This window comes from Geodermatophilus sp. Leaf369 (genome assembly GCF_001424455.1).
Taxonomy (GTDB): domain Bacteria; phylum Actinomycetota; class Actinomycetes; order Mycobacteriales; family Geodermatophilaceae; genus Klenkia.
Window position 1 is genome coordinate 447,373 of sequence record NZ_LMQA01000004.1, and the last position, 23,888, is coordinate 471,260.

At 71.4% G+C, this 23,888-nt stretch carries 20 protein-coding genes and 1 riboswitch; of the genes, 10 read left to right on the forward strand and 10 right to left on the reverse strand.

The window, feature by feature from the left end; all coding sequences use genetic code 11:
* Positions 1-12 precede the first annotated feature (12 nt).
* Positions 13-1,746 (forward strand): DUF429 domain-containing protein, encoded by a 1,734-nt coding sequence (locus ASG36_RS18490; protein WP_055767373.1) that lies wholly within the window; start codon positions 13-15, stop codon positions 1,744-1,746.
* A 29-nt stretch (positions 1,747-1,775) separates the two neighbouring features.
* Positions 1,776-2,375, forward strand: coding sequence for a dihydrofolate reductase family protein (locus tag ASG36_RS18495; RefSeq protein WP_055767376.1), 600 nt, complete (start codon positions 1,776-1,778; stop codon positions 2,373-2,375).
* Here the strand turns inward: ASG36_RS18495 and ASG36_RS18500 are convergent.
* The 4 genes from ASG36_RS18500 to ASG36_RS18515 all read right to left on the reverse strand — a co-directional run bounded on the left by ASG36_RS18500 (position 2,356) and on the right by ASG36_RS18515 (position 5,921).
* Positions 2,356-4,113, reverse strand: a complete 1,758-nt coding sequence (locus ASG36_RS18500) for a bifunctional diguanylate cyclase/phosphodiesterase (RefSeq protein ID WP_055767378.1) — start codon at positions 4,111-4,113, stop codon at positions 2,356-2,358. The two genes, ASG36_RS18495 and ASG36_RS18500, sit on opposite strands and share 20 nt — an antisense overlap.
* 75 nt (positions 4,114-4,188) lie before the next feature.
* Positions 4,189-5,136, reverse strand: coding sequence for a D-2-hydroxyacid dehydrogenase family protein (locus ASG36_RS18505; protein WP_055767383.1), 948 nt, complete (start codon positions 5,134-5,136; stop codon positions 4,189-4,191).
* Positions 5,137-5,156: 20 nt separating this feature from the next.
* Positions 5,157-5,453, reverse strand: a complete 297-nt coding sequence (locus tag ASG36_RS18510) for a hypothetical protein (protein WP_055767386.1) — start codon at positions 5,451-5,453, stop codon at positions 5,157-5,159.
* A gap of 66 nt (positions 5,454-5,519) precedes the next feature.
* Entirely contained in the window at positions 5,520-5,921 is a 402-nt protein-coding gene (locus tag ASG36_RS18515) for a hypothetical protein (protein ID WP_157498942.1), read from the reverse strand.
* A gap of 32 nt (positions 5,922-5,953) precedes the next feature.
* A riboswitch (SAM riboswitch) is annotated at positions 5,954-6,070 on the reverse strand.
* Positions 6,071-6,160: 90 nt separating this feature from the next.
* On the opposite strand from ASG36_RS18515, the gene ASG36_RS18520 reads away from it, so the two are divergent.
* Positions 6,161-6,601, forward strand: coding sequence for a hypothetical protein (locus ASG36_RS18520; RefSeq protein WP_157498944.1), 441 nt, complete (start codon positions 6,161-6,163; stop codon positions 6,599-6,601).
* Positions 6,602-6,643: 42 nt separating this feature from the next.
* Positions 6,644-6,889, forward strand: a complete 246-nt coding sequence (locus ASG36_RS22065; RefSeq protein ID WP_157498946.1) for an antitoxin — start codon at positions 6,644-6,646, stop codon at positions 6,887-6,889.
* On the opposite strand, the gene ASG36_RS18530 is transcribed toward ASG36_RS22065, so the two are convergent.
* From ASG36_RS18530 to ASG36_RS18550, 5 genes are read right to left on the reverse strand one after another with little or no spacing between them, the layout of a single operon-like run.
* Positions 6,873-7,769 (reverse strand): hypothetical protein, encoded by an 897-nt coding sequence (locus tag ASG36_RS18530; protein ID WP_055767398.1) that lies wholly within the window; start codon positions 7,767-7,769, stop codon positions 6,873-6,875. The two genes, ASG36_RS22065 and ASG36_RS18530, sit on opposite strands and share 17 nt — an antisense overlap.
* A complete protein-coding gene (locus ASG36_RS18535) occupies positions 7,766-9,436 on the reverse strand; it encodes an ATP-binding domain-containing protein (RefSeq protein WP_055767401.1) in 1,671 nt (556 codons plus the stop codon). Before ASG36_RS18535 ends, ASG36_RS18530 begins: the two co-directional genes overlap by 4 nt.
* Positions 9,433-10,113: a hypothetical protein gene (locus ASG36_RS18540; protein WP_055767405.1), complete on the reverse strand. Its 681-nt coding sequence runs from the start codon at positions 10,111-10,113 to the stop codon at positions 9,433-9,435. Before ASG36_RS18540 ends, ASG36_RS18535 begins: the two co-directional genes overlap by 4 nt.
* A 1-nt stretch (position 10,114) precedes the next feature.
* Positions 10,115-11,161, reverse strand: a complete 1,047-nt coding sequence (locus ASG36_RS18545) for a RodZ family helix-turn-helix domain-containing protein (RefSeq protein WP_055767408.1) — start codon at positions 11,159-11,161, stop codon at positions 10,115-10,117.
* Complete coding sequence (locus ASG36_RS18550) at positions 11,158-11,784, reverse strand: hypothetical protein (protein WP_235495241.1); 627 nt, start codon at positions 11,782-11,784, stop codon at positions 11,158-11,160. Before ASG36_RS18550 ends, ASG36_RS18545 begins: the two co-directional genes overlap by 4 nt.
* Before the next feature lie 175 nt (positions 11,785-11,959).
* Between ASG36_RS18550 and ASG36_RS22405 the strand changes: the two genes are divergently transcribed.
* Complete coding sequence (locus ASG36_RS22405) at positions 11,960-12,124, forward strand: hypothetical protein (RefSeq protein WP_200944555.1); 165 nt, start codon at positions 11,960-11,962, stop codon at positions 12,122-12,124.
* 46 nt (positions 12,125-12,170) lie between these two features.
* Here ASG36_RS22405 and ASG36_RS18555 read toward each other — a convergent pair whose 3' ends face one another.
* Positions 12,171-12,833, reverse strand: coding sequence for an NUDIX domain-containing protein (locus ASG36_RS18555; protein ID WP_055767411.1), 663 nt, complete (start codon positions 12,831-12,833; stop codon positions 12,171-12,173).
* Positions 12,834-12,907: 74 nt separating this feature from the next.
* On the opposite strand from ASG36_RS18555, the gene ASG36_RS18560 reads away from it, so the two are divergent.
* From ASG36_RS18560 to ASG36_RS18585, 5 genes are all read left to right on the forward strand, one after another.
* A complete protein-coding gene (locus ASG36_RS18560; RefSeq protein WP_055767414.1) occupies positions 12,908-13,768 on the forward strand; it encodes an ARPP-1 family domain-containing protein in 861 nt (286 codons plus the stop codon).
* The gene (locus tag ASG36_RS18565) at positions 13,765-15,327 is read left to right on the forward strand and encodes an ADP-ribosylglycohydrolase family protein (RefSeq protein WP_235495243.1); all 1,563 of its coding nucleotides are present in this window, start codon (positions 13,765-13,767) and stop codon (positions 15,325-15,327) included. The genes ASG36_RS18560 and ASG36_RS18565 overlap by 4 nt, the downstream gene beginning before the upstream one ends.
* A gap of 2,249 nt (positions 15,328-17,576) precedes the next feature.
* On the forward strand, positions 17,577-18,848 hold the full coding sequence (locus tag ASG36_RS18575) for an RNA polymerase sigma factor RpoD/SigA (protein ID WP_055767421.1): 1,272 nt from the start codon (positions 17,577-17,579) through the stop codon (positions 18,846-18,848).
* Positions 18,849-18,867: 19 nt separating this feature from the next.
* Positions 18,868-21,900, forward strand: a complete 3,033-nt coding sequence (locus tag ASG36_RS18580; RefSeq protein ID WP_200944557.1) for a helicase-related protein — start codon at positions 18,868-18,870, stop codon at positions 21,898-21,900.
* A gap of 102 nt (positions 21,901-22,002) precedes the next feature.
* Positions 22,003-23,730, forward strand: coding sequence for a hypothetical protein (locus tag ASG36_RS18585; protein WP_055767427.1), 1,728 nt, complete (start codon positions 22,003-22,005; stop codon positions 23,728-23,730).
* Positions 23,731-23,888 lie beyond the last annotated feature (158 nt).

Genomic DNA, 23,888 nt, shown 5'->3' on the forward strand with positions numbered 1-23,888 from the left:
AGGCTGTCCCCCGTGCAGCACATCGGGATCGACCTCGCCTGGGGGTTCAAGTCGCCCACCGGGCTCGCGGTGCTCGACGACGACGGGCGGCTGGTGCACGTCTCCGCCGTCCGCACCGACGAGCAGATCGAGGCCGCGCTCGCCCCGTTCGTCGCCGGGCCCTGCATCGTGGCCATCGACGCGCCGCTGCTGGTCACCAACGCGACCGGCAACCGGGACGCCGAGAAGGAGCTCAACGCCGACTTCGCGAAGTTCCAGGCCGGGGCGCACCCGACCAACCAGGGCAAGCCCGAGTTCACCGACGGCGACACCCGCGGCGGTCGGCTGGCCCGTCGGCTCGGACTGGACCTGAACCCCCGCTCGGGCCGGGAAAGGCGCGGCATCGAGGTCTACCCGCACGCCGCCACCGTCTCGCTGTTCCGGCTGGGCAAGACGCTCAAGTACAAGAACAAGCCGGGCCGGGAGTTCCCCCAGCTGCAGGCCGAGCTGCTGGTGCTCATGGACCACCTGGCCGCGGTGTCGGAGCTGCAGCTGGGCTCGCTGTTCGCCGACCTGCGCGACCAGGTGGTCGCGGCGACGAAGAAGTCTCAGCTGCGGGTGGTCGAGGACCAGGTCGACGCGGTCGTCTGCGCCTACGTGGGGTGGATCGCCGTCCGCCGTCCGGACGACGTGACCACCTACGGCGACGCGACGTCGGGCGCGATCGTGACCCCCACCCTGCCCTCGGACCTGCTGCCGCTGAAGGCCACGCCCCCGCCCGACCTGGACCCGGTGCCGCGCGCCATCCAGGCCTACGCCGACACCTACCCGGAGACCGTCACCGCTGCGGAGTCGGCGTTGGCCCTGGTCAGCGGTCTGCTGAACGAGGCCGGGATCAACTACCTGTCGGTGACCGGGCGGGCAAAGACGATCGCCTCCTACGCGGAGAAGGCGACGCGGGAGATGGACGGCGTCCGGCTGTACGCCGACCCGGCCACCGAGATCGGCGACGTGATCGGCGTCCGGGTGATCACCTACGTGCAGAGCGACGTCGTCGTGGTGGCCGAGCTGCTCGCCGAGCAGGTGGTGGTGCTCGACGACCGCGACCTGGCCTCGCAGACCGCGCGCGAGGGTCGGTTCGGCTACGCCAGCCGGCACCTGCAGATCGCCGTCGACCCCGCCCGCGCCGACGAGTGGCCGGCGCTGCGCGACCGCCGGGTGCAGGTCCAGGTGCGCACCGTGCTGCAGCACGCGTGGGCCGAGTTCGAGCACGACATCCGTTACAAGGGCACGGTGCCCGCCGAGCACGCCTCGGAGTTCGACCGGCGGTTCACCCTGGCCGCGGGCCTGCTGGAACTCGCCGACCAGGAGTTCACCGCGATCCGCGAGCGGCTGCGGGCCCCGGCGATCGAGGCCACCGAGGACGAGGACCCCGACGACCCGCGCATCGCCCCCCGCGAGCTCGCCGCGTTCCTGGCCGGCCAGTACGCCGACGCCGACTGGTCCCGCCCGGACCACTACGACTGGATCTCCGGCCTGCTCCTCGAGCTGGGCGTGACCTCGCTGGTGGAGCTGGGCGACGTGCTGCGGACGGCGGACGACGCCGCGATCGCCGAGAAGATGGGCTACCGGTACCCGCCGGGTGCGGTCCGCCGGCTGGACGACGCGCTGCTGTCGGCGTTCGGGGAGCGGTACGTGGAGCTGCACGGCAACGCGCACCGAGCGCCGGCGCTGCGGGCGAGGCTGGAGAAGCTCACCGGGCGATGAGTCCCGGGCCGCGGCCCGGTCCTCCTCGCATGGGAATCGTGACGACGTCGGCATCGGTGTCCGTGGACGGCTTCATCGCCCACGATGACGACACCCCCGAGCACCTGTTCGACTGGTACGGCAGCGGGGACGTGGAGGTGCCCAACGCCGGGGACTTGCCGCCGTTCCGGCTGAGCCGGGCGAGCGCCGACCACTGGACGGCGTGGCGGGCGTCGCTGGGCGCACTCGTCGTCGGGCGTCGGCTGTTCGACCTGACCGACGGCTGGCACGGCGTGCACCCGCTGGGTGTCCCGGTCGTCGTCCTGACCCACGAGCCGCCGCGCGACTGGCAGTGGGCCGGCCCGTCGACGACGTTCATGACCACCCTGGGGGACGCAGTCGCGACGGCCCAGGAGCTCGCCGGGGACGCCGTCGTCGGCCTGGCCGCCGGGACGGTCGCCGGTCAGGCGCTGGCCGCGGGCCTGCTGGACCGGGTCGACATGGACCTGGTGCCCGTCGTCCTCGGGTCGGGACGCCGGTACTTCGGCGACGTCCCGCTGGACACGGTGCTGCTGGGTGACCCGACGGTGTACGTGCAGGGTGACCGGGTCACCCACCTGTCGTTCCCGGTCAGGGTTGCGGGGCGCTGACCTGCGCGTCGTCGGACCAGCCGAGGCCGGCGACCACCTCGGCCAGCGGCGCCGGCGGGCCGTACAGCCAGCCCTGGCCGTAGGTGCAGCCCAGGGTGTCCAGCAGCGCTGCCTGCTCGGCGCTCTCCACGCCCTCGGCGACGACGTCCAGACCCAGCCCGGTGGCCAGCCCGACGATGCTGCGCAGCAGCTGGGCCCGGCGCGGTGAGGTGGTGATGGTGGCGATGAAGGAGGAGTCGACCTTCAGGACGTCGGCCGGGAGGGTGTCCAGGCGACTCAGCGAGGAGTAGCCGGTGCCGAAGTCGTCGATCGCGACGACGATGCCCTGGGCGCGCAGGGTGTCCAGCGCGCAGACGGCCTCGGTGGACTCGGCGTCCAGCAGGCTCTCGGTCACCTCGAGCACGGTCTCGGCCGCCGGCCACCCGGTCTCGGCGAGGATCGCGCGCACGCGCTCGGGGTAGCCGGGGTCACACAGCTCCAGGCCGGAGACGTTGACGCCCAGGCGCAGCCGCCGGCCGGTGCGGGCGTACAGGTCGGCGAGCTGCCCGGTGGCGCTGCGCAGCACGTGCTCGCCGAGCGCGCCGATGAGGTGGTGCCGCTCGGCGAGGGCGATGAACTCCTCCGGCGGCACCGGGCCCACCCCGGGCCGGTTCCACCGGGCCAGGGCCTCGACGCCCAGGACAGAGTCGGTGGCCAGCTGCTGGATGGGCTGGAAGTACACGTGCACGTCCCCGGCGCGGACGGCGGCGGCCAGATCGCTCACCAGCTGGGGGACGTCGCCGCCCTCCAGCTCGCAGCGGCCGCGCCCGGCCGCCTTGGCCGCGTAGAGCGCCTGGTCGGCGCGACGCATCAGCTGGGCCGCGCTCTCCCCCGGCACGTGCTGGGCCACCCCCACCGAGAGCCGCAGGTCGGGGTGCCGGGCGCAGACGCCGCGCACCAGGGCGAGGGCCTCGGTGCCGGCCAGGCCCGGGAGCAGCAGCGCGAACTCGTCGCCGCCGTGCCGGGCCAGCACCGCTCCCGCCGGCAGTGCTGCGCTCCACGCCTCGGCGACCTGGCGGAGCACCTGGTCCCCGGCCTCGTGGCCCTGGGTGTCGTTGACCGCCTTGAACCCGTCCAGGTCCAGCAGCGCGGCCGACATCCGGACGTCGCCCCCCGCGTTCGTCAGCAGTTCCTGCATCGCCTGGTCGAAGCCGCGGCGGTTCCTCAGGTCGGTGAGTGGGTCACGACTGGCCCCCGAGGCGCGCAGCACCAGGCTGCGGGTGACCGTGCCCAGCGCGACGACCACCGCCTGGAGGGCCAACGCGGTGGGCAGGGCGACGTCGCCCTGCACGTGGAGGGAGAGTGTCGCGGCCACCAGGGCGCCCACCAGGTAGGCGGTGCCGACGACGAGGCTGAAGAACAGGTAGCCGACCACGACCACGAACGACATCAACGCGGCGACCACCAGCGCACTGGCCGCGTCCGGCGCCAGCACGACGGCGACGGCGATCAGGACCACCGCGGAGCTGATCGCGACGTGGAAGGCCCAGCGCGGCCAGCCCCGCGCCCACCGGTGGACGACGACCGCGCAGGCGAAGGCCGTGGCGGACAGCGTCAGGAGTGCGACCTCCTGGGCGCCGCGGGTGTCCGCGCCCCAGGTGATGAGCAGTCCGGCCAGCCCGCCGACGACGTAGAAGACGGCGATGGTGCCCGCCATCGCCCGGGGCGTGGCGACCTCGGGCGTGCGGAGCAGCTTCACCGACCCATTTCAGCACCGATCCGGTTCCGCGCCGGGGATGTCAGCGCGGTTCCCCCGGCAGGGTGACGACTGTCGCTACAGCACCCGCACGGGCGCGCCCGACAGCCAGGCCGCGACGTCGGCGACGGCGTCGCGCCAGAAGACCTCGTAGGTGCGCTCGGTGACGTAGCCCAGGTGCGGGGTGAGGACGGCGCGGCGCAGCTCGCGCAGCGGGGAGTCCACCGGCAGCGGCTCGGTGTCGTAGACGTCGAGACCGGCGCCGTGGATCGACCCGTCCCGGAGTGCCGCGACGAGGGCGGCCTCGTCGACGATCGGCCCGCGGCTGGTGTTGACCAGGATCGCGGTCGGCTTCATCAGCGCCAGCTCGGGTGCACCGAGGAGCCCACGGGTGCGGTCGGAGAGCTTGAGGTGGATCGAGACGACGTCCGCCGTGCGCAGCAGCTCGTCCCGCTCGACCCGGCGGACGCCGACCTCGGCGGCGCGATCGTCGGTGAGGTTCTGGCTCCACGCGACGACGTTCATGCCGAAGGCCTGCCCGACCCGGGCGACCGCCGAGCCGAGGTTGCCCAGCCCGATGACGCCGAGGGTGGCGCCGGCGAGGTCGCGGCCGACGGTGTGCTGCCAGCCGCCGGCCCGCATCGAGGCGTCCTCGACCGGGACGTTGCGGGCGACGGCGAGGATCAGCGCCCAGGTCATCTCGGCAGTGGCCGGCCCGTGCGCGCCGGTGCCGGTCACCGCGACGCCGAGATCTCTCGCCGCGTCGAGGTCGATGGCGGCGTTGGCCGCGCCGGTGGTGACCAGCAGGCGGAGGTCGGTGAGCCGCTCGAGCACCTCGCGGGGGAAGGCGGTGCGCTCACGCATGGCGACGACGACGTCGAAGCCGCGGAGCCTCGCCACGAGGGCGTCGGGATCAGCGACGTGGTCGGCGAACGCGACCACCTCTGCCTCGACTGGCAGCGTCGACCAGTCGGCGAAGCGGGCGGCGGCGGACTGGTGGTCGTCGAGGAGCGCGATGCGGTGCACGTGCTCCGGTCTACTCCCGGTCAGCCCCAGCTGCCTGCCCGGGCCGCCGCGGTGTTGGGGTCCTCGTCGACCAGCCGCCACCAGTGACCCCCGACCACGGACTCCTCGTCGCCGTCCTCCCCCGGGTCACCCCGGCGGACGGCGACGCCCATCGACGTGACCACCAGTGCCGCGAGCCCGCAGAACAGCCAGACCGTCGCGATCCCGGCCAGCGCGGGCACGAAGCCGCCGACCAGCAGCGGCGTGAGCACGCCGAAGAGCAGCAGGCGGGGCGAGACGGGGTCGTCTGAGGTGCGGTCGTCGGCGGTGCGGTCCACGGGGTCGGCTCCTGTCGGGGTGGTTCCGCTCGCATCGGCTCGTGGCCGGTGGTTGTTGAGGCGGTCTCACCCGTCGGCGGGAGAGCAGGGGCTGGCTCCCTCACCCGGGAGCCGCACGGAGAACGCGGCCCGGTGGCCTTCGTCGGGCAGGTCGAGCAGCAGCAGGTGGTGCCGCCGGTCCAGGTGCGCGACCGGCCCGTGCCGGCGGACGAGGGCAGCCACCCGCGGGGCGTCGTGGGTGCGGACGCGGAGCAGTTGGTCGCCCGCCGCCACGACCGCGGATTCCCGGTCGACGTCCATCACGACGACGATTTCGCGGGTCTGCGCCTCAGCAGACAACCGGACCTGGATGTGGTGCGGACGGTGACCGGGGGCCTGCCGTGCGCAGTCGGCGAACGACGGCAGGTGCCGCGGGACGGCTGTGTACGGCGGCTCGAAGCGGTCGCCGCGGTGGGTGTCATCAGGCATGGGAGCCCTCTCGCCCGGGGGCGCCGTCGGGCGCCCCACCCTTGCCGACCGCGGACGCGGTCGACCCGGTCTTCTCCCGGAGGCACCTTGTGCGGAGCGAGGTTGCCGGGACAGCAAGCCGGGAGGCTGTGCGCTGTCCGCTCTGGACCTGTTTCTCAGCCTAGGACGGGGGTCCGACAGAAACGCACCCTGTGGACAAGATCATCGCGGTGGCCGCCGTTCGCGCGAGGCTGCCGGGCATGACGACACCGCCGCTGCCCACCGTCCCCGTGACCACCGACGCCGAGCTGACCGAGCGCTGGAAGGGACTGCTCACCCTGGGCGGCCAGCCCGTCCGTCGCTCGCTCTTCCTGACGTGGCTGCGAGCCGACGGCACGATGGTCCCGCTGTGCGTCCCGGTCGAGGACCTCGACGCCGAGCCCGACCGACTGGCCATCGGCAACCTGGTCCAGCTGCACGACGTCGTGGCCGAGTCCGAAGGCGCCGACCGCACCGAGCTGCACCTGGCCATGTGCCTGGAACGTCGCGGCCCGGCCGGGCTGTCCCCCGGCGACGACGCGTGGGTGTCCGCGCTGGAGTCGGTGCTGCGCCATCGGGACGGGCTGGACTGCAGCCTGCACGTGGGGAACGGGCACACGGTGGTGGTCGTGATGCCCCGTCGGTCCTGGCCAGCTGCGTGACGCGTGCCTGCCGAGTCGGTCGTGGGCCCGGAGAATGTCGGGATGGCGACCCTGCACCTGACGAACGTCCCGGAGCACGTCGTCGCGGCGTTGGAGGCGATCGCTGCGGCCGAGCAGACGACGGTGAACGCGGTTGCCGTGCGTGAGCTCGCCGCTGTGCCCGAGCCGACCGGGAGCGCCCGCCTGCTGGTGGCGCTGCCGGACACGGGGCTCTCGGCTCAGGTGCTGCTGGGCGCGATCGCCGACGGCCGACGTCCAGCCGGTGAGGGGCTCAGGTCGGCGGAGTGAGGTAGCGCTGGTGGAAGTCCCGGATCCACCGTCCCGGGGTCGTTCCGGCGATGACAGCACCCACCTCCTCCAGGGTCCTCCGCTCGTAGGTGAGTGCGTCCGACAGGAGCTCGCGGTAGCGCACGTCGGCCGAGACGACCGCCGGGTTGGTGGCGGGTGCCAGGACGACGAACCTCGTCGCGGCCACACGGTCCGGGGCGTCGCCGACCATGGACAGGGCCAGCAGGTGGTCCAGCCACAGCTGGCGCAGCGGCAGGGCACGCAGTGCGGGTGCCTCGGGGTCGGTGAAGACCCCGGACTCTCGGGCGACCTCGCCGTACCGGTCCGACCGGGGTGGACCGGGATCCTGGGTCAGGTCTTCGTGGTACTTCACCTCGATGCCCACGCACGTCGGTCGCCCGGCGGCGTCGACGGCCCGAATGGCGACGTCGAACGCCGAGCGGTTCCCCAGGAACCGGTCGTCCCCTCGACCCGGGGACCACTCAAACTCGATCGTCGTCACGGTGCGCACGAGGTCCGGCCACAGCAGGCGGCACACCGACGTCGCCAGGTCCAGGTCGGCGGCCAGCTCGGCGAACAGGTTGAACGCCAACGGCTGCGACGACAGCATGTTCTCGTAGACACGGGGTGCGCTGATCAGGGCACCCGGCCGGGTCCGCGCCCGCTCGACCGCTGCGGCGACTGTTCGGGTGAGGAAGTTGCTCGTCGTGTCCCCGGCCGGCAGCAGCGATCCCAACGGCCGGCCCTGGTGGTCACCGGCTGGCAGGCCGAGGTGTTCGCGCCACCGGGCCTGCCGGAGCCGGAGCTCGCTCTGCCAGGGTCGGTCCGAGGAGACGAGGACGTCGGCTGCTGCCAGCGCCCCGGGGTCGGACGAGGTCATGGACGCACCCTCGCGATCAGTGCGCGGGTCGCATCCGACCCGCGTAGTCGGTGCGCGACGGCGTCCCCGCCGACGCGCTGGATCAGGTCGAGGTCCCCGCAGACCACCAGCAGGTCCCGGGCCCGGGACAGCCCGACGTAGAGCATCTCCCGGGCCCGCGCCTCATCGCGGAACCCGTTGACCGCCAGCACGACCGCCGGCCGCTCCAGGCCCTTGAACCCGAGCACGTGGCCGTAGAAGAGGTCCTCGTCGTCCCAGTAGGAGGCCCAGTAGGCGTCCTGCCCGGCGGCCTGGCGCTCGGCCTGGACCGGGTGTCGGCGGTAGGTCGTCAGCAGCGCCAGCGCCTCCGGGGGCCAGCCCTCGTCGAGCAGCTCCTCGGCAACGCCGTCTGCGGCGTCGACGGCGTCGTCGGTCGCGCACGGCACGAAGCGGACGGGCGCACCGGTCCCGCCCAGCAGCCTCATCTGCGCCGGCGCCAGGCTGGAGAACGTGCCGCCGATCTGCTTGGTGTTCCGCAGGTTCTCGTTGAGGTCGTAGGTGCCGAGCTCGACGGTGGGGCGGCCCTGCCGGGCGAAGACGCGCTGGCCCTCGTCGGCGAACACGTAGAGGCAGCCGCCGTCGGGGTCGCGCAGCGAGGCGAGCACCGCCGGCCACCAGGACTGGTCGAAGTCCTGGGCCTCGTCGACGACAATCGCGTCGAAGCGCTCCTCGGACGGCAGCGCGGAGGCCAGCTGGACCATCTGCTGCGGCAGCCGCTCCTCCCAGTAGGGACTGTCGTCGTCGGTGCCCCGTTCGACGCCCCACCGGATGCCGAGCGCGTGGAACTCCCCCACGTAGGCCGGTTGCTGCTTGGGCGGCAGCAGGGCCACGCGGCGGCGGAGGAACTCGGCCAGGCCGCGGGAGTAGCAGAGCAGCGCGACCCGCTGACCCGCGGCGGTCAGCCGTCGGGCCTTCTCCACCGCCAGCCAGGTCTTGCCCGACCCCGCGCCACCGCGGATCTCGACCCGGTCGTGGGACTCGCAGAAGTCCAGCAGCTTGGCCTGCTCACGGGTCAGCAGCTCGACGGTGGCCTCCCGCTCCCCGAGCTGGGCGACCAGGTCGGCCTGTGGGATCAGGGTGCCGACCAAGCAGTCCACGAGCAGGTCGACGTCGTCCTTGGTCGGGGCGTCGGGCTGGTTGTCCGCCTGCCGCAGGGCCGAGGCGATCCGGCCGGCCGCGACCGGCAACTCGCTCCGGTCGATCAGCGCCCAGCGCGGCGCATCGGGTGCGGCGAAGCCCTCGGGCAGCGTCGTCGTCGGCAGGGCGACCATGTGCACCAGCCGCGGGTTGCCCCGCGACCACCGCGGCGCGGCCCACAGGAAGTCCCGAAGGGCGTACTTGCACTTCAGGGCCTGTTCGACCGGGTGGATGGCCTTGCTCTTGCCGCCGGTCTGCCACCACTGCCCGTCACGCAGCGAGACGCTGCCGCCCTTCACCTCGAGGACGGCGACCCCGTGTCCGGGCCAGGCGACGATGACGTCGGCCTCGCGGTCGGCGCCGCGGTCGGTGAACCGCTGGTTGCAGATGAGCACCGCGACGTCGGGCAGCTGGTCGCACAGCGCCGTGACGAACAACCGCTCCGCGTCCGAGGCGAACGCCGCGTCCGCCGGGACCATCCGCGCTGTCATGTCCGCTCCCCCGTGTCCGCGGGCGTCGACACCGGCACCCGCGCGGGCAGCATGTCAGGCGAGCCACCCTCGGTCGTCGACATGGCGGCCCGCCGCGCGGCGGCAAGGGCCCGGCCCGCGTCGAGCCTGGCTCGCAGCACGGCCCGCTGCGCCGCGGCCTTCTCCCGTGCTTCCTGACGGACGTCGAGCAACCGATGCTGGACCGGCGTGGCGGCGCCGACGACGCGGAACAGCGCCGGACAGGGCGGCTGGACCGCCAGGTTCAGAGCCGCGAGATCGCTGCCCACCAGCGGCACCGGGACGACGAGGACGTGCCGGGCGACCCAGTCGACGAGACGCGGGGACCGTTCGCGCCCGAGGTCGAGCAGCGGCCACAACCGGATGCGGAGCAGGGACAGCAGCCGCGGGTCGAGCAGCCGTCGGGCCTGCCCGGCCAGGGTGTCCAGGGCGGCACCCTCCCGTTCGTGGTCGGCCGGAGCCATCCACCAGGTGAGCAGGTCGCCCTCCATCGGCGTGCCCAGTCGTCGTTCCACCGCCCACCGGCCCTCGCCGTCGAGCCACGCGCTCATCAGCCCGGGCTGGTGCCAGCGCACGGAGTCCCCGTCGGCGATCCAGGCCGGGGGGACGGCGGCGTCCTGGACGAAGAGCGCAGCTGACACCTCGGTGGCCGTCGGCACCTCAGAACACCGTCCCGCGGTGCTCGCTCATGCAGTCGTGGCACTCGTCGCCGTCCATGTGCCATGCCGAGCGCTGCCGGCGGCACAGCACGCACCAGCGGACGGCGGCGCGGCTGGCCCCCACCAGCGCGGCCGCGACGGCGGCGACCTCCGCGGGGCGGACCAGCAGGTCGGTCAGGTCGAGGACGTGCTGGTCGACCGGGTGCAGCACCGGCCGGTGGTCCTCCCAGCGGCCCTCGGGGCGGGCGAGCGCGAAGGAGGACTGGTCGACCCCCAGCAGGAGCTGCGCGGGCTCACCACTGACGAACCAGGTCCGAGAGAGCAACCCTCCCTCGGCCTCCAGCACGTCGGCGCCGCGGCGCCATCCGCCGCCGAGCACGTCCACCAGCGGGCCCACCGGGAGCCCGACCTGCGCCTCGATCACCCTCTCGAGCTCGGGGAGGGAGACCCCGTCGTCGTCCTCGTCATCGTCATCGGGGTCGGGGACGGGGACGCCTGGCGGTGGCAGCGAGGGTGCCGGGCCGGCGGCGATGTCCTCCACGACGTCCCAGAAATCCTCGATGTCGAACGGGAAGGTCATGACGACGTCGACGCCGGGGCCGCCCAGCCAGACGTGGTCGGGACCCGCCCGCAGGTGCACGTCCGTGCCCGCCATCTCGTCGAGGTCGGCGAGGTGGCTGCTGCCGGTGTGGTCGAGCAGCTGCTCGAGGTCCTGCAGACCGGTGTCCGCCGCAGCGACCTGCAGTTGCCGGGCCAGGTCGGGGTGCCAGCGGACGCCGGACTTCATGAGCACCACGTGCAGGACCTGCTCGTCGATGTCGGCGTGCGGGGCCGCTCGGTTCTCGATGGCCGCCAGCCGGTGGACGCGCAGGCGCGTCCTCTGGGCAAGCTCCGGGAGACTCAGCCCCAGGACCGCGCGCATGGCCCGGAACTCCACGCCGGTGGGGATGGGCCCCTGCGGCATCTCCTCGGCCGGGTGCCAGTCCGGGGAGTTCATCTCGGCCTCGGTGGGCAACCGGTCGGTCCACCGGCGACGTACGCTGCTCACCGGTCGATCCCGTGGTGCCGCCCGGCGCAGTCGTTGCAGACTCCGCGGTAGCCCGAGAAGTCCTCCGGGGCGTGCGGACGGCGGCAGGTGGGGCACCAGCGGAAGCTGCGCCGCCGAGCCCGTGCGAACTCGTCGGCCGCTGCGGCGAGCCACCCCGGGGAGCAGAGCAGATCGTCCCGGCTGAAGGACCGCCCCTGGTCCCACGCGACCTCGACGTCCCCGGCGGCGGCGACCGGCGCCAGGGTCAACGTCCCGAGCCCCACGCCGAGGGCCACCTGCGCCGGCTCACCGCTGACGAACCAGTCCACCCCGGCGTCGTCCAGACTCACCCGCCGCCACCCGGCGCCCACCGCGCGGACGACGTCCTCGACCCCGACCCCGAGCAGGTCGGCGAGCTCCCGCTCGTCGGTCGTGGGGTCGTCGTGGGACCCCCACTCGTGCGAGCACCCACGGCAGACGAACGCCGCCTGGTCCTCGAACACGATGCACCCGGCCAACGCGACCAGGCCACGCTCGGCGGCCAGCGCCAACTCCGCCGTCGGCATGCCGTGCACCACGCGCACCGCGTCCTCGACGCCGCACTCCGGGCACACCTGCCCCCGCACCACTCCGTACTCGACCAACCCACACCCCCGTGCTGGTCGCCCCCGTGACGACCGGATGCGGACTGTGGCACGGGGGTCCGACAAAACCCGCGGCCATCGCTCCTCCCGGCTCCGACGCGCTAGGTTCGGCCCGTGGAGCGGAGCGGACTACCCCGCCCTCCGTGGCGGGTGTAGTCACGGACAAGGAGCCCCCATGGCTCACTCCCCGCACAAGCAGTGGAAGGGCTGCCGGGTCTGCCGGCCCCACAAGGACCGCCGCCTCGGCCGGTCCCACCGCGACCCGTTCCGCGAGCTGAGGAAGCTCGGCACGCTCTCGCGCGTCAGCCGCCAGGACCTGGGCGACGTCGACCTGGAGTGACTGCCGCGGGGTGGGTCGCGTCCGACGGCGTGACCCACCCCGTCGCTCAGCCGGCCGGACGGCGCCGGTAGAGCTGCGCCGGCTTGCCGACGGTCCCCTCCCGCACCTCCCCCGACACCTCGTCCAGGGACGGGAGCATCGCCCGCCGGAACGTGTCCGCCGAGCGGGGCAGCCGCCCGAGCACGGCCTCGTGCACCAGGCGCAGCTCCCGCAGGGTGAACGGCTCCTCGACCAGGCCGGCTGGGTCGGGCCCGGCCCGATAGCCGGCGCGGACGTGCTCGGCGGCGAGCGTGACGATCGCGTCGTGGTCGAACGCCAAGCCGCGAACGTCGTCGCACGGCCGGTGGGTGACGTCGTCCGAACGGCGCTCGAGCACCGGGGCCAGTTCGGCCCACGGGACGACGTCGACGTGCGCGACGCTGAGCACCCAGCCGCGGCTGTCCCGCGCCGGATCGTCGAACACCCGCAGCTGCTCGGGGTCGCGTCCGCGGAGACCCACCTTCACCCGCAGCGAGCGCTGGACGGCGTCAGCGAGCCGCTCCCCCTCGTGCAGGAAGGTCCCCGGCAGCCGCCAGGTCCCGTCGTCCGAACGCACCACCAGCACGTCGAGGGTCGGCGAGTCCGGCGGGATCGTCAGCACGGCCGTGTCAACCGCGAGGGACGGTCGCGCGTAGTCGGTGAGGGCCTTGCCGGCTGAGTCCAGGTGCACAGCTTGACATTAACGCAGGACCCGTCTATCTCTTGTTACAGCGAACTTGCGCTAACTAGAACGGGGTGGTCAGCATGACCCGCATCCGACTGCACGTGGGGCAGGGCACCCACCGCGGTGCCCTCACCGTCTTCCCGGTCTGGACGGACGCCGCGCCCGTCACCGGCCTGCTCACCGGTGCCGCGGCCCAGGTCGACGTGGTGGAGCGCGCCGGTTCGCCGTCCGTCGACCAGCTCGTCGTCACCAACCGCACCGAGAGGCCCGTCCTCCTCCTGGCCGGCGAACTGCTCGAGGGCGGCTGGCAGAACCGGACCCTCACCGCGTCCACGGTGCTGGCACCGGCCACGCCGACGGTGCTGCCCGTGCTCTGCGTCGAGCACGGCCGGTGGGGTGGCGGCGAGGTGCACCGCCGCCAGGCGCGCCGGGCTCCGGTCGCGCTGCAGCCCGACCTCGAGCACCCGGACGCCCAGGCTCGGGTCTGGCGCCGAGTGTCCGGTTACACCGCGGTCGCCGGCCCCTCCCCCACCGACTCGCTGCTCGACCGGCTGGACCGCACCCGCCCCGAGGCCGAGCGGCTCACCGCAGGTCTGGCGCCGCTGGCTGGGCAGAGCGGCGTCCTCCTGGGGATCGCCGGCCGACCGGTGTCCCTCGAGCTGTTCGGCTCCCGCCGCGCGCTGGCCGAGCACTGGACGCCGCTCCTGGAGGCGGCCGCACTCGACGCGCTCGGCCGCCCGGCGGTGCGGACCACCGCGGCCCTCGCCCGCGTCTTTGCCGAGCGGGTGCAGGGCACCGACCTGACCGCCGTCCGAGGCGCCGGCGCGGGCCGTCGGTACGGCGGGGGTGGTCGCGTGCGGGTGGACGACGTCCGCTGGCATGACCGCACCGTGCACCTGACCGCGATCGACCTCACCCACCCCGTCCTGGAGGCGTCATGACCATGCCCCGCTCGCACCGCGCCGCCGGCGCCGTCATCGGTTCGGCCGTCGGGGACGCCCTCGGCGCCCCGTTCGAGTTCGGCCCGCCCGGGCGCTTCTCGGCCCGCTACCCGGACGACGCCCGCGGGTCGGCCACCGAGATGTGCGGAGGCGGCTCGCTGGGCTGGGAGCCGGGCGAGTTCACCGACGACACCCAGATGGCCCTGCTCGTCGCGCAGTCGTTGGTCGAGCGCGGCGGCCTCGACGAGGCAGACCTTTTCGACAGGTTCCGCCGCTGGGCCGACGCTCCCCCGCCGGACATCGGCACCCAGACCCGCGCCGTCCTGGGTTCCGGCCGGCCGTGGGACGTCGCCGCGAGCGAGCACTTCGCCCGGTCCGGGCACGCCGCCGGCAACGGCTCGCTCATGCGGACGACGCCCGCGGCCGTGTTCTTCGCACCCCAAGGGCGGACGGCGACGATGGACGCCGCGCGACGGATCTCCGCGCTCACCCACGGCGACCCGTCAGCCGGCGAGGGCTGCGCGGTCTTCCACGAGCTCGTCCGGGTAGCCCTGGACGGCCGGGACCCGCTGGCCGCCGTCGACGACGCCCTGGCCGCGGTGGCCCCCGAACACCGCGACCGCTGGGCGACCGTGCTGTCCGCGGACTGGACGCCGTCCGACGCCACCGAGAGCAACGGTGCCGTGTGGCCGACGCTCGGCCAGGCGGTCTGGGCGTTGCGCGGGGCGACGTCGTTCGCGCAGGTGATGCGCCGGGTGATCGACCTGGGCGGGGACACCGACACGGTGGCCGCCGTCGCCGGCGGTCTGGCGGGCGCGGTCTTCGGCATCGCCGGCATCCCGATGCGCTGGACGTCGGTCGTGCACGGCCGGGTGCCAGGGCACGGCGACCACCGGTGGGACGTGGCGGACCTGCACGCCCTGACCGCCGGGCTCACCGGCGGCTCGACGGCGCGGTACGAGGCGCCGCAGACGCGCGGGATCGAGCCCCGGGAGGTCGCGGACGGCGTGTGGGCCAGCGACCTCGACGGTGCGCGCAACAGCTCACGGGACTTCGCCGTCGTGTCGCTGTGCCGAACCGGCGAGCCGTTCGGCCACGCCGTCCAGCGGTTCGCCTACCTGACCGACGACGGCGCCAACAGCGAGCTGGACGCCGTCCTCGCCGACGTCCTGGACGACATGGCCGCGCTGCGGGCCGAGGGCAGGCCGGTGCTGGTGCACTGCTTCGCGGGGCAGTCGCGGACCGGGCTCGTACTGCGGGCGTGGCTGCGGCGGATCGAGGCGCTCACCGCTGCGAGGCGCCCGCCGCGATCGCTGACCGATGGCCGCACCTACGCCGGCGGAATGACTGCTTCACTGCGGCAATCGAACGCGCGCGCTGACCACGGGAATCCCATCAACGCGGAGAACCTGCTGCCCTGCGGTGCGGTCACGCCGCGATGGCCGGAAAGACAACCAAGGATCCATCTCGATGTCGTTCGATCTCGATCACCACGTCCGGCGCGTGCGCACCTTCGTCAAGTCCATCGCCAAGCGCGCGGAGACGGTAGGCAACCCTGAGCAGTCCGTCGACAGCTCCTTGGGTCCACATAAGGTTACTGAAACCGCTCGACGGCTTGAGTTCGAGAGTCGACAACTGGTGGAGGACCGAGGAGATCCCTCGCTCCAGTTGGTCAACGCGACGCTCGTCGTCCTGCAGAGTGCGAATGAACGCCTCGAACGGGTGATTACCACCTTCTCGCTGCGCATGATCGACGGCTTGCAGTACAAGCACCCGACGCTTGAGCGCGATGGCCAACCGCGCCAACTCCAAGTGCGCGCGGAAAGCGCCGCCCTCCTCGTCTAGGCCCGGGAATGCCTTCGAGAGCGCGCCGATCTCGACGGGCCCCTTGGGCAGCGCGGCGAGCGCCGCTTGCCACCTGGTGAGCCGGGTGCGGGCCCGCTCGGTCGACTTACTGATGGCATGCACGGCCGAGTCGAGTCCAAGGGACGGACCGATGCGCCCCTGATCGAGGAGGACCGAAGTCGCCTTCTCGATGGCGTCGCCGCAGCCGCCAAGCTCGCTGCGCTCGTCGTCGAGCTTCTGTTCGTGCAATTGCTCCAACAAGTCGGTGATCCGCTCGATCGCTGCCTGACGCTGGCGATCGGCGTGGGCGCTCACGCTGACTGCGATCGCCATGAGCACGAGCGGCGCGGCCACCGTCAGCGCGCCAGCACCGGCAGCCGCGACGCCGGCTGTGGCCGCGGAGCCCGTTGCCGCGCCCGCAACTGCCGCCTTGCTCGCCACTGGCACGAAGGTGGCCTGCCCCACGATCCCCGTCGAGTTGACGAGTGCGCTGTGGACACCCAGGGCTGCGCCCTTGGAAGGCATGTTGCGAACTAGTCCGCTGCCGACCTGTGCGGCCACGCTCGCTGGAACAACCATCCGGTAGAGGACCTCGCCACTGGCAGCGACGCTGTCGGTCGGCGCCGACTTCACCGCCTGAGACACGAGCTCCGCCAATTGCTTCGCAAGCGGACTGGCTGCGTGTAGCGAGAGGCCGTCATCCCGGTTGCGTGCGTTCGGCATCGGGTGCGCCTCTAGCATCGTGATCGGTGAAGCCGCAAGCGTTGCCAAGACCGTGCGCAGCTCCGCAAGGCGCGCGGGCGTCATCCCCTCTTCCACCAGGACGTTCGGAACGGCCACGTCCTCCGTCGCGACAGTCCACACCGGTACGGCCGTACTGCATTCAGCCTTCATGTTCTGCTTCCCCCAAGCCGACAGGCCCACGTCCGACGTGAAGCCATCTGCCTCAACCTAGGGGTCCGGCGGAACAGCCGGCCGCCCAAAGGTGGGACGACCAGTGCGCGGCGACATCCGGCGTCACCGGCGCCCCACAGGTCTCGCTAGCCCCTCAGGAACTGGCCGGCTGATGAGGCGGTCCTCCGCAAGTCACTGCCGTCAGCATCGAACCGCCAGGGCCAGTCCATGGCCTCAAGCAGGCGATGGCTACGGGCCTTGTCCGCGCCCGCGTTCGCACCGCCCTCGCTGAGAAGGTGCAAAGCGCCCGAGGCCGCCAATACGTCGCCGGAGCAGCACAGAGCTCGTCGACACAAATCCCTCACACAGGCGTCCGCGCATGCAACGATGCGTCCCCAATCAGTGACGATGTGGTCTCTGAACTACTCGGGGTCGGGGGTCGCGTGGGTGCAATGAGGATCGACTGCCCGTCCACGGCACCGTCGAGAACATTCGGTAGGTGGCCGTCACTCGTCGGCCATGGGGCCGGGCGAAGCGTGCACCTGCTCCACGCCGGCCGTAAAGGTTGAACAGGTCGATGGAGGAGCCCTCTCGGAGGCCTGGCGGTCCAACAGTCGGTGATGCAACCGCTCTGATTGCCCTCCAGGCCGACCTCCGAGACCTGGCACAGAAAACCGGTCGTCGCCCGACGGCTGCTGAAGTGCACGCGCTGCTGCAACGCCACGGGTTGGACAGCGCAGCGCTCGGCGACTTGCTTGGGTCATCGGGTGCCGGCGCGAGCGGAGCGATGCCCGGCCCGGGGAAGCGTTGGCTCAAGCAAGCAAGGTCGTGGCCGACCGTCGAGAGGCGCCCTACGCGTCCCCCGTCGCGGTGGGATCACGCGCCTAGAGATGACGCGGTCGGCGAGCTGTCGACTAGATCGAACGGACATCCGGTCGTCCCCATTCGTTCAGAAGTCGGCGAGGGCACCTCGGCCGGGCCCAATGGCGATGAGGACGACTGGAACGATGAGGATCCCTTCTCCGTCGGACCGGCGCATCGTTCTGCAGTCATCACGGCTGGTGACATCGTGGTCGCCCGCGTCGGAGCCGACCTCTTGGACGATTACAACCGTTCCGGCTCGCTGACCCTGGTGGATGTGACGACGCTGGCCCAGCGACGCGGGTTGTCCAGCGGCGCGGTGGAGGACGTACTGCTTGCGCTGGCCGCAGCTGGCGTCGAACTGAACGAAGAACGCCCCGAACTCGCTTACGACGGCTCCGGCGACCTCGACGGTGGTCTCGTCCGGCGCCAGATCGCCTCGGTCGAGCATGATCAATTGGGCGCGTACCTGGCTGCGGCCTCCCGCATCCGCCTGCTGACGGCAGAGCAAGAGGTGCGCCTGGGCCGCACCATCCGCGCCGGGCAGGAGGCGCTCCGAGCCCTAGCCGCTGATGATGCCTCAGCGATCCGGTCTGGGGCACGAACCCGCTACGTGTCGGTCATCGAGGCCGGACGCCGAGCACACCGGAACCTCGTGAGCGCCAATCTCCGGCTCGTCGTCAGCATCGCAAAATTGCCCCGATACTCGCGCAGCGGAATTGAGCTGTCCGACCGTATCCAGGATGGCAACACCGGTCTGATGCGCGCGGCGGACAAGTACGACCCTGAGTTAGGCTATAAGTTCTCCACTTACGCGACGTGGTGGATACGCCAGGCAATCGATAGGGGGGCCGGTGATCGCGGCCGGGCGATTCGCCTGCCGGTGCACATGTACGACCAGGCGAAGAAGGTCCGGGCAGTGAAAGCTCGCCTTGAGAGCCAACTGGAACGCCCGGTGACGCTCGGCGAACTGGCCGGCGACCTGGGGCTGGAGGTCGGACGTGTGGCAGCCATCCTGACCTGGTCCGAGCCAGTCCTCAGCTACGACGTCCTGGTTGGCGACGAAGAGGACACGCCTCTGCTAGACCTCTTGTCCGGCGACTCCTTTGACATCTCATGTCTCGATCCCGCCGCGGTCGTGCTGGCCCAGCAGCTGGAGCACGACCTGGCGCGCGTGCTCGCCAAGGTGCTGACGCCGCGCGAGGTTCAAGTGCTCACGTGGCGTTACGGGCTCGGTGGGTGCGATGTCCTGACGCTCGACGCGATCGGAGAGCTCCTTCTAGTGACCCGCGAGCGCGTTCGCCAACTTCAGGTCAAGGCCGTGGAGACGCTGCAGTCAGATTCTCATGTCGACTGCCTGTTCGAGTACCTCATCGACCATGCAGTTGACGACGTGCTCGTATCCCCACTGGAACCGCGTGAGGCAGCCCCACCAAAGCGACGCGGACCGAAGAAGCAACCAGGGAAAGTGGGAAACTGACACGATGTCTGATCAACAAATGTTCAGCGAGGCGGCCACGCACTTCACTGCTTGGCTCGACCGACAGGTCACCGTCGCCGGCCGCGGGGACGGCATGGACCGACTCGGCGTTGCGCCGGCGTCGACGTTCTGGATGGGCCGCCTCGCCACCGAGCAAGAGGTGATGAGCAGCGGTCTGGGGCAGCGGGCCGAGCGCCTCGAGCCCTGCGCCATCGGCCTTCGTGTACGCCCCACGGGTGCGGCACCGTGGCACTTCGAGGTCCGGATCCAGGCGCGGGCGTGGACCTACGAGGACCCGAAGACCTCTTCGAATCCGAATCGCCCCTGGGTGCGGTCTCCGGGCATCGACGTTCCAGTGAGCGTCAACATCGATCCAGCCCTCCCGCCTTCCCCCTTCGGTGGCAACGCGCTCGGTGCGGCATTCGCACGCGTGGGGGCAACGGGTCTGAACGCAGAGGTCCGAGTGGACATCGAGAGCTGGAACGGAGCACCTGAGCTGGTGGTGCAGCTGGTCAACAGCAGCCCCGCCCAGCACGCGCAGCTGGAGGACACCCACCTCTACGAAACAGCCATGCAGATCACCGGCCTGTCGACCGTCCCGTTCGAACTTGAGGCCCTGCCCGACAGCTTCCGTTACGACCGGGACGTGCCCGCCTACGGGGTCAACGTCGGTGTCGCCTTGCTGCCCGGAGGGGGCTTCCGCACCACTGACACCGTCGAGGTCACCACCCGCCGACCGGAGTACTGGACGAGCGACCGACCCGAACCCGACCTCACCTTCGCGACACTGTCGCGAGACCCGCTGCCTCCGCTTGAGGCTCTCGTCCAGGCCCTGGGCGACTACCACTCTGACCGGTGGGGCCCGTTGCTAGACGAGCACCCTGAGTGGGACCAGCCGATGCGCGACGAGGCGGCGGAAGCCCGCCTCACGGCTGGACGGGAGATCGGACGGCTGCAGCGCGGCCTACAGCTGCTCATCAGCGATACCACCGTGCGCCGAGCCTTCCAATTGATGAACGACGCCATCGCCCACAGCGCGGCCGGCAAGTACGACAGCTGGCGCCCCTTCCAGGTCGGGTTCCTGCTCGGTGCGCTCGCCTTCCTCGTCGACGAAGAAGAAGCCGACATCGTCGACACGGTCTGGTTCGCCACCGGCGGTGGCAAGACCGAGACCTACCTCGGCCTGCTGGTCACCGCGGCGCTGCATGACCGCATGACCGGCAAGACCAGTGGTGTGACCGCCTGGTCACGCTTCCCGCTGCGGCTGCTGTCCCTGCAGCAGACGCAGCGTTTCGCCGACGCGCTAGCCGGTGCCGAGCTGGTGCGACGCCGCGAACGCATCAAGGGAGCCCCGATCAGCCTGGGCTTCCTGGTCGGTTCCAGCAGCACCCCGAACAGGATCGTCAAGACCGCTAGGCCCGAGACAGCGGACCTAGATCCGGACAGCCCCGGGATGCCCGACCGGTTCCAGGTCCTCATGCGCTGCCCGTTCTGCCGAGGCAACGAAGTCGGCATGCACTTCGACCGTCTCATGTGGCGGCTCACCCACCAGTGCGCAAATCCCGACTGCCCCTGGCCGGAGCCCGCCCTCCCGGTGTACGTCGTCGACAGCGAGCTGTACCGCTATCTGCCGACGGTCGTCCTCGGAACCTTGGACAAAGCAGCCAGCGTCGGCATGCAGGCCGCGATGCGGGGCCTGGTGGGGCCACCCATCGCGCTGTGCACCGAGGCGATGCACGGCTACACCTACACCCCCCGCTCGGCCACACCCACCGGCTGCCTGGTCCCCGACTGCAGCGCCGGGACGCGCCCGTTGCCCATGCCGGCCGACCGGTACGCACCGACCCTGCGACTGCAGGACGAACTTCACCTCCTCCGTGACAGCCTCGGCGCCGTCGACAGCCACTACGAGAGCCTGCTCGACCACCTGCAGGACGAGCTCGGCAGCCGCCGAGCCAAGATCGTGGCCAGCAGCGCCACCTTGACCGGCCATGACCACCAGGTCGACGTCCTCTACCGCCGCAGCGGGCGGGTCTTCCCCACACAAGGACCGGTGGCCGGAGGGTCCTTCTGGACCCGCCCCGGGCCGATGCCTCTGCGTCGCTTCGTAGCCGTCGCACCGCGCGGTGTCACCCTGGACCACGTAAGCGACCGGACGCTGGACGTCCTGCAGATCGCCATTCGCCGGCTCGCTCAAGACCCGGGGACGGTCTGCGCCGAAGCTGGCGTGGACCCCAAGCACGCAGATCGCCTGCTGTCCTACTACGGCACCGACGTCATCTACGGCAGCACCTTGTACGACGTCGAGGCCGCCACCCGCAGCCTTACCAGCAACACCAGCAGTCAGGGACTTCAGGCGGTACAGCTGACCGGTGGCACCGACTTCGACGAAGTCCGCGCCATCTTGGAGCGCCTCGAGAACCCCGAGGCCGACTTCGACGATCGCATCCACATCGTCGCAGCCAGCAGCATGCTCAGCCACGGCGTCGACGTCGCCCGTCTCAACGTGATGGTCATGCTCGGGCTGCCGCTGTCCACCGCAGAGTTCATCCAGACCACAGCCCGTGTGGGACGCACCTTCCCGGGGCTCGTCTACGTCCTTCACAAGATCGGCCGAGAACGGGACGCGGCCATCTTCCGACAGTTCGGCCAGTACGTGACCCATGGAGACCGTTTCGTGGAAGCAGTCCCCATCACCCGCCGCAGCCGACGAGTGCTGCGGCTGACGATGCCGGGGATCGTGGAGGCCCGCCGACTGGCCCTCATGGAACCGGCCTCACGCGGACGCCTCACCACCATCAGCGCCGTGCGCCGCTACTTCGATGACGCCGGCATCGGCGCAGCGGACCAGACGGCGGCCATCGCCGCGCTCCTCGGTTTCGACGGCCCAGTGGACGACACGCTGCGGGAGGAGATCGGCCGATGGCTGGACAACTGGTTCACCAACCTCAACGACCCAGCCGGCAGCCGCACCTGGCCGAACGAGCTGGGCGCCTCGTCCCCCATGACCAGCCTGCGTGACGTCGAGGTCAGCGTGCCCATCCACGACTGATCCAGCCCCTGGCAGCCCAAAAGTCCAAGCGGCGGGACCACCCGCCGGACACCCGCTGCACCACCGTCCCCGCCGGTGATGCGCGATAGGAGGACAAGCAGCGTGAGCGACCTTGGAACTCGCAGTGCCAGCCAGGTGCTGCGCACTTTCCTGCCCCAGCAGACCGCCGACCTACGTGGCGGCATCTACCGCGTCATCGACTGGTCGGGCGCAGCGGCGCTCAGCATCGACGACGCCAGCGTGCGTCGTCGACTGCTCCGGGAGATCCACCCGTGGGAGCAGAACAACAACGACAACGGTTTCGCCGCCGACCTCCGCCGTCAACAACGCCTGGAAGTGGTCGAGCTCGACCCCAGCCGCGGTGTGGCGGTCGAGCGATACCCCCGGGTCTGGTTGTGCCCGCGCTGCAAGCGAGTGGGCAAGGACGCCACCCGCGCCTGCGTGTGCGGCAACTCCCGCTGGGGTCAGCTGCACTTCCTCGGGTTCCACGAGTGCGGGGCGGTGGGCGAGCCCCGCATCCCCCGCTGTCCCACCCACGACGAGGTGGAGCTGGTGGGTACCACCAGCACCCGGACCTCCGACCTGCGGTTCGTCTGCCCTCGGTGTCACCTGCAACTGCAGAAGGGGCTGGGCTTCCAGCAGTGCCAGGGTTGTCGGCAGGGCGGGCTGCACTGGAACGTCCACAAGGCCCGCACCGCCTACACGCCACGCGGGATGGTCATGGTCAACCCGGCTCGACCCGAGCGCATGCAGGCCCTTGCCGGCGCCGGCGGGGCAGCGAAGGCCTTGGACTGGGTGCTGGGTGGCATGGAGGCCCACAGTCCAACCACCGTCACGGGGCTGCCTTCCGCTGCCGAACTCCGTGCCCAGCTACTCGGCAACCGCATGGATCCCGCCATGGTCGACCTGCTCGTCGAACAGGCCGCTGGGCTGGGACAACTTGCCCAGGCAAGCAGCCCCACTGCGCTGGACACCGCGCCCGCCGACCGGCGGGAGGCCGTCGAGCAGGAAGCCGTCGACATCGCCCTCGCACTGGGTGAAGCCCGCGTTTCGATCTCCGGCCTCATGGCGCCCCCCGGCAGCGTGCTGGCCGACCGGTTCGCCAACGACTATCCGGCAGCAGTACGTCGGGCTGGGCTCGCAGGGGTCGATCTGGTGGAGAGCTTTCCGGTTCTCAATGTCATGTACGGCTACACACGGGGCGAGAGCGATCCCAAGCTCTGCCGCCTGGTGCCTTTCCGGCACCCCAAGCGCGAGGGCTACCGGCTCCTGGGCGACCTCGCCGAGACCGAAGCCCTACTCGTCCGACTCGACCCGCTCCGCGTAGCCGGCTGGCTCCTGGCCCGCGGCCACCAGCTGCCGGGCTGGTCTCCCGAACAGGACGCACGGCAGGCGCGCGCCGCGATCACTGCCGCCAGTGACATTCCCGGCCCCGGCGACACCCCCGCCACTCCCACCGTCGGATCCGAGGTCCTCACCTTGGTTCACAGCTACGCCCACCGCATGATCCGCCAGACCGCCGTCTTCGCCGGCATCGACCGGGACGCACTCAACGAGTACCTGGTGCCAAGCCACCTCGGCTTCTTCCTCTACGCGGCACCACGAGGAGACTTCGTCCTCGGGGGCTTGCAATCGGTCTTCGAGACCAGCCTCGACCAGCTGCTGAACACCGTCTCCACAGCCGAAACCCGTTGCCCACTGGACCCCGGCTGCGCACGCGGCGCTGGGGCCTGCAGCGCCTGCCTTCATCTAGGGGAAACCTCTTGCCGGGCCTACAACACGTTCTTGGACCGCCGAGGGCTCTTCGCTAGCGGCGGCTTCATGCGCTGACGGCGATTGCTCGACCACCAGCCCGCCCTGATGCACCAGCGCTAGAGCCGGGTCCGCTTCTTTCGGTCACACGTCTGGATACGCCCCGTTACCGGCTAGTGTCCAAAGGTGACCATCACGGGGGATGTGAACAGCCGAACCATGGCCGCCAACGCACT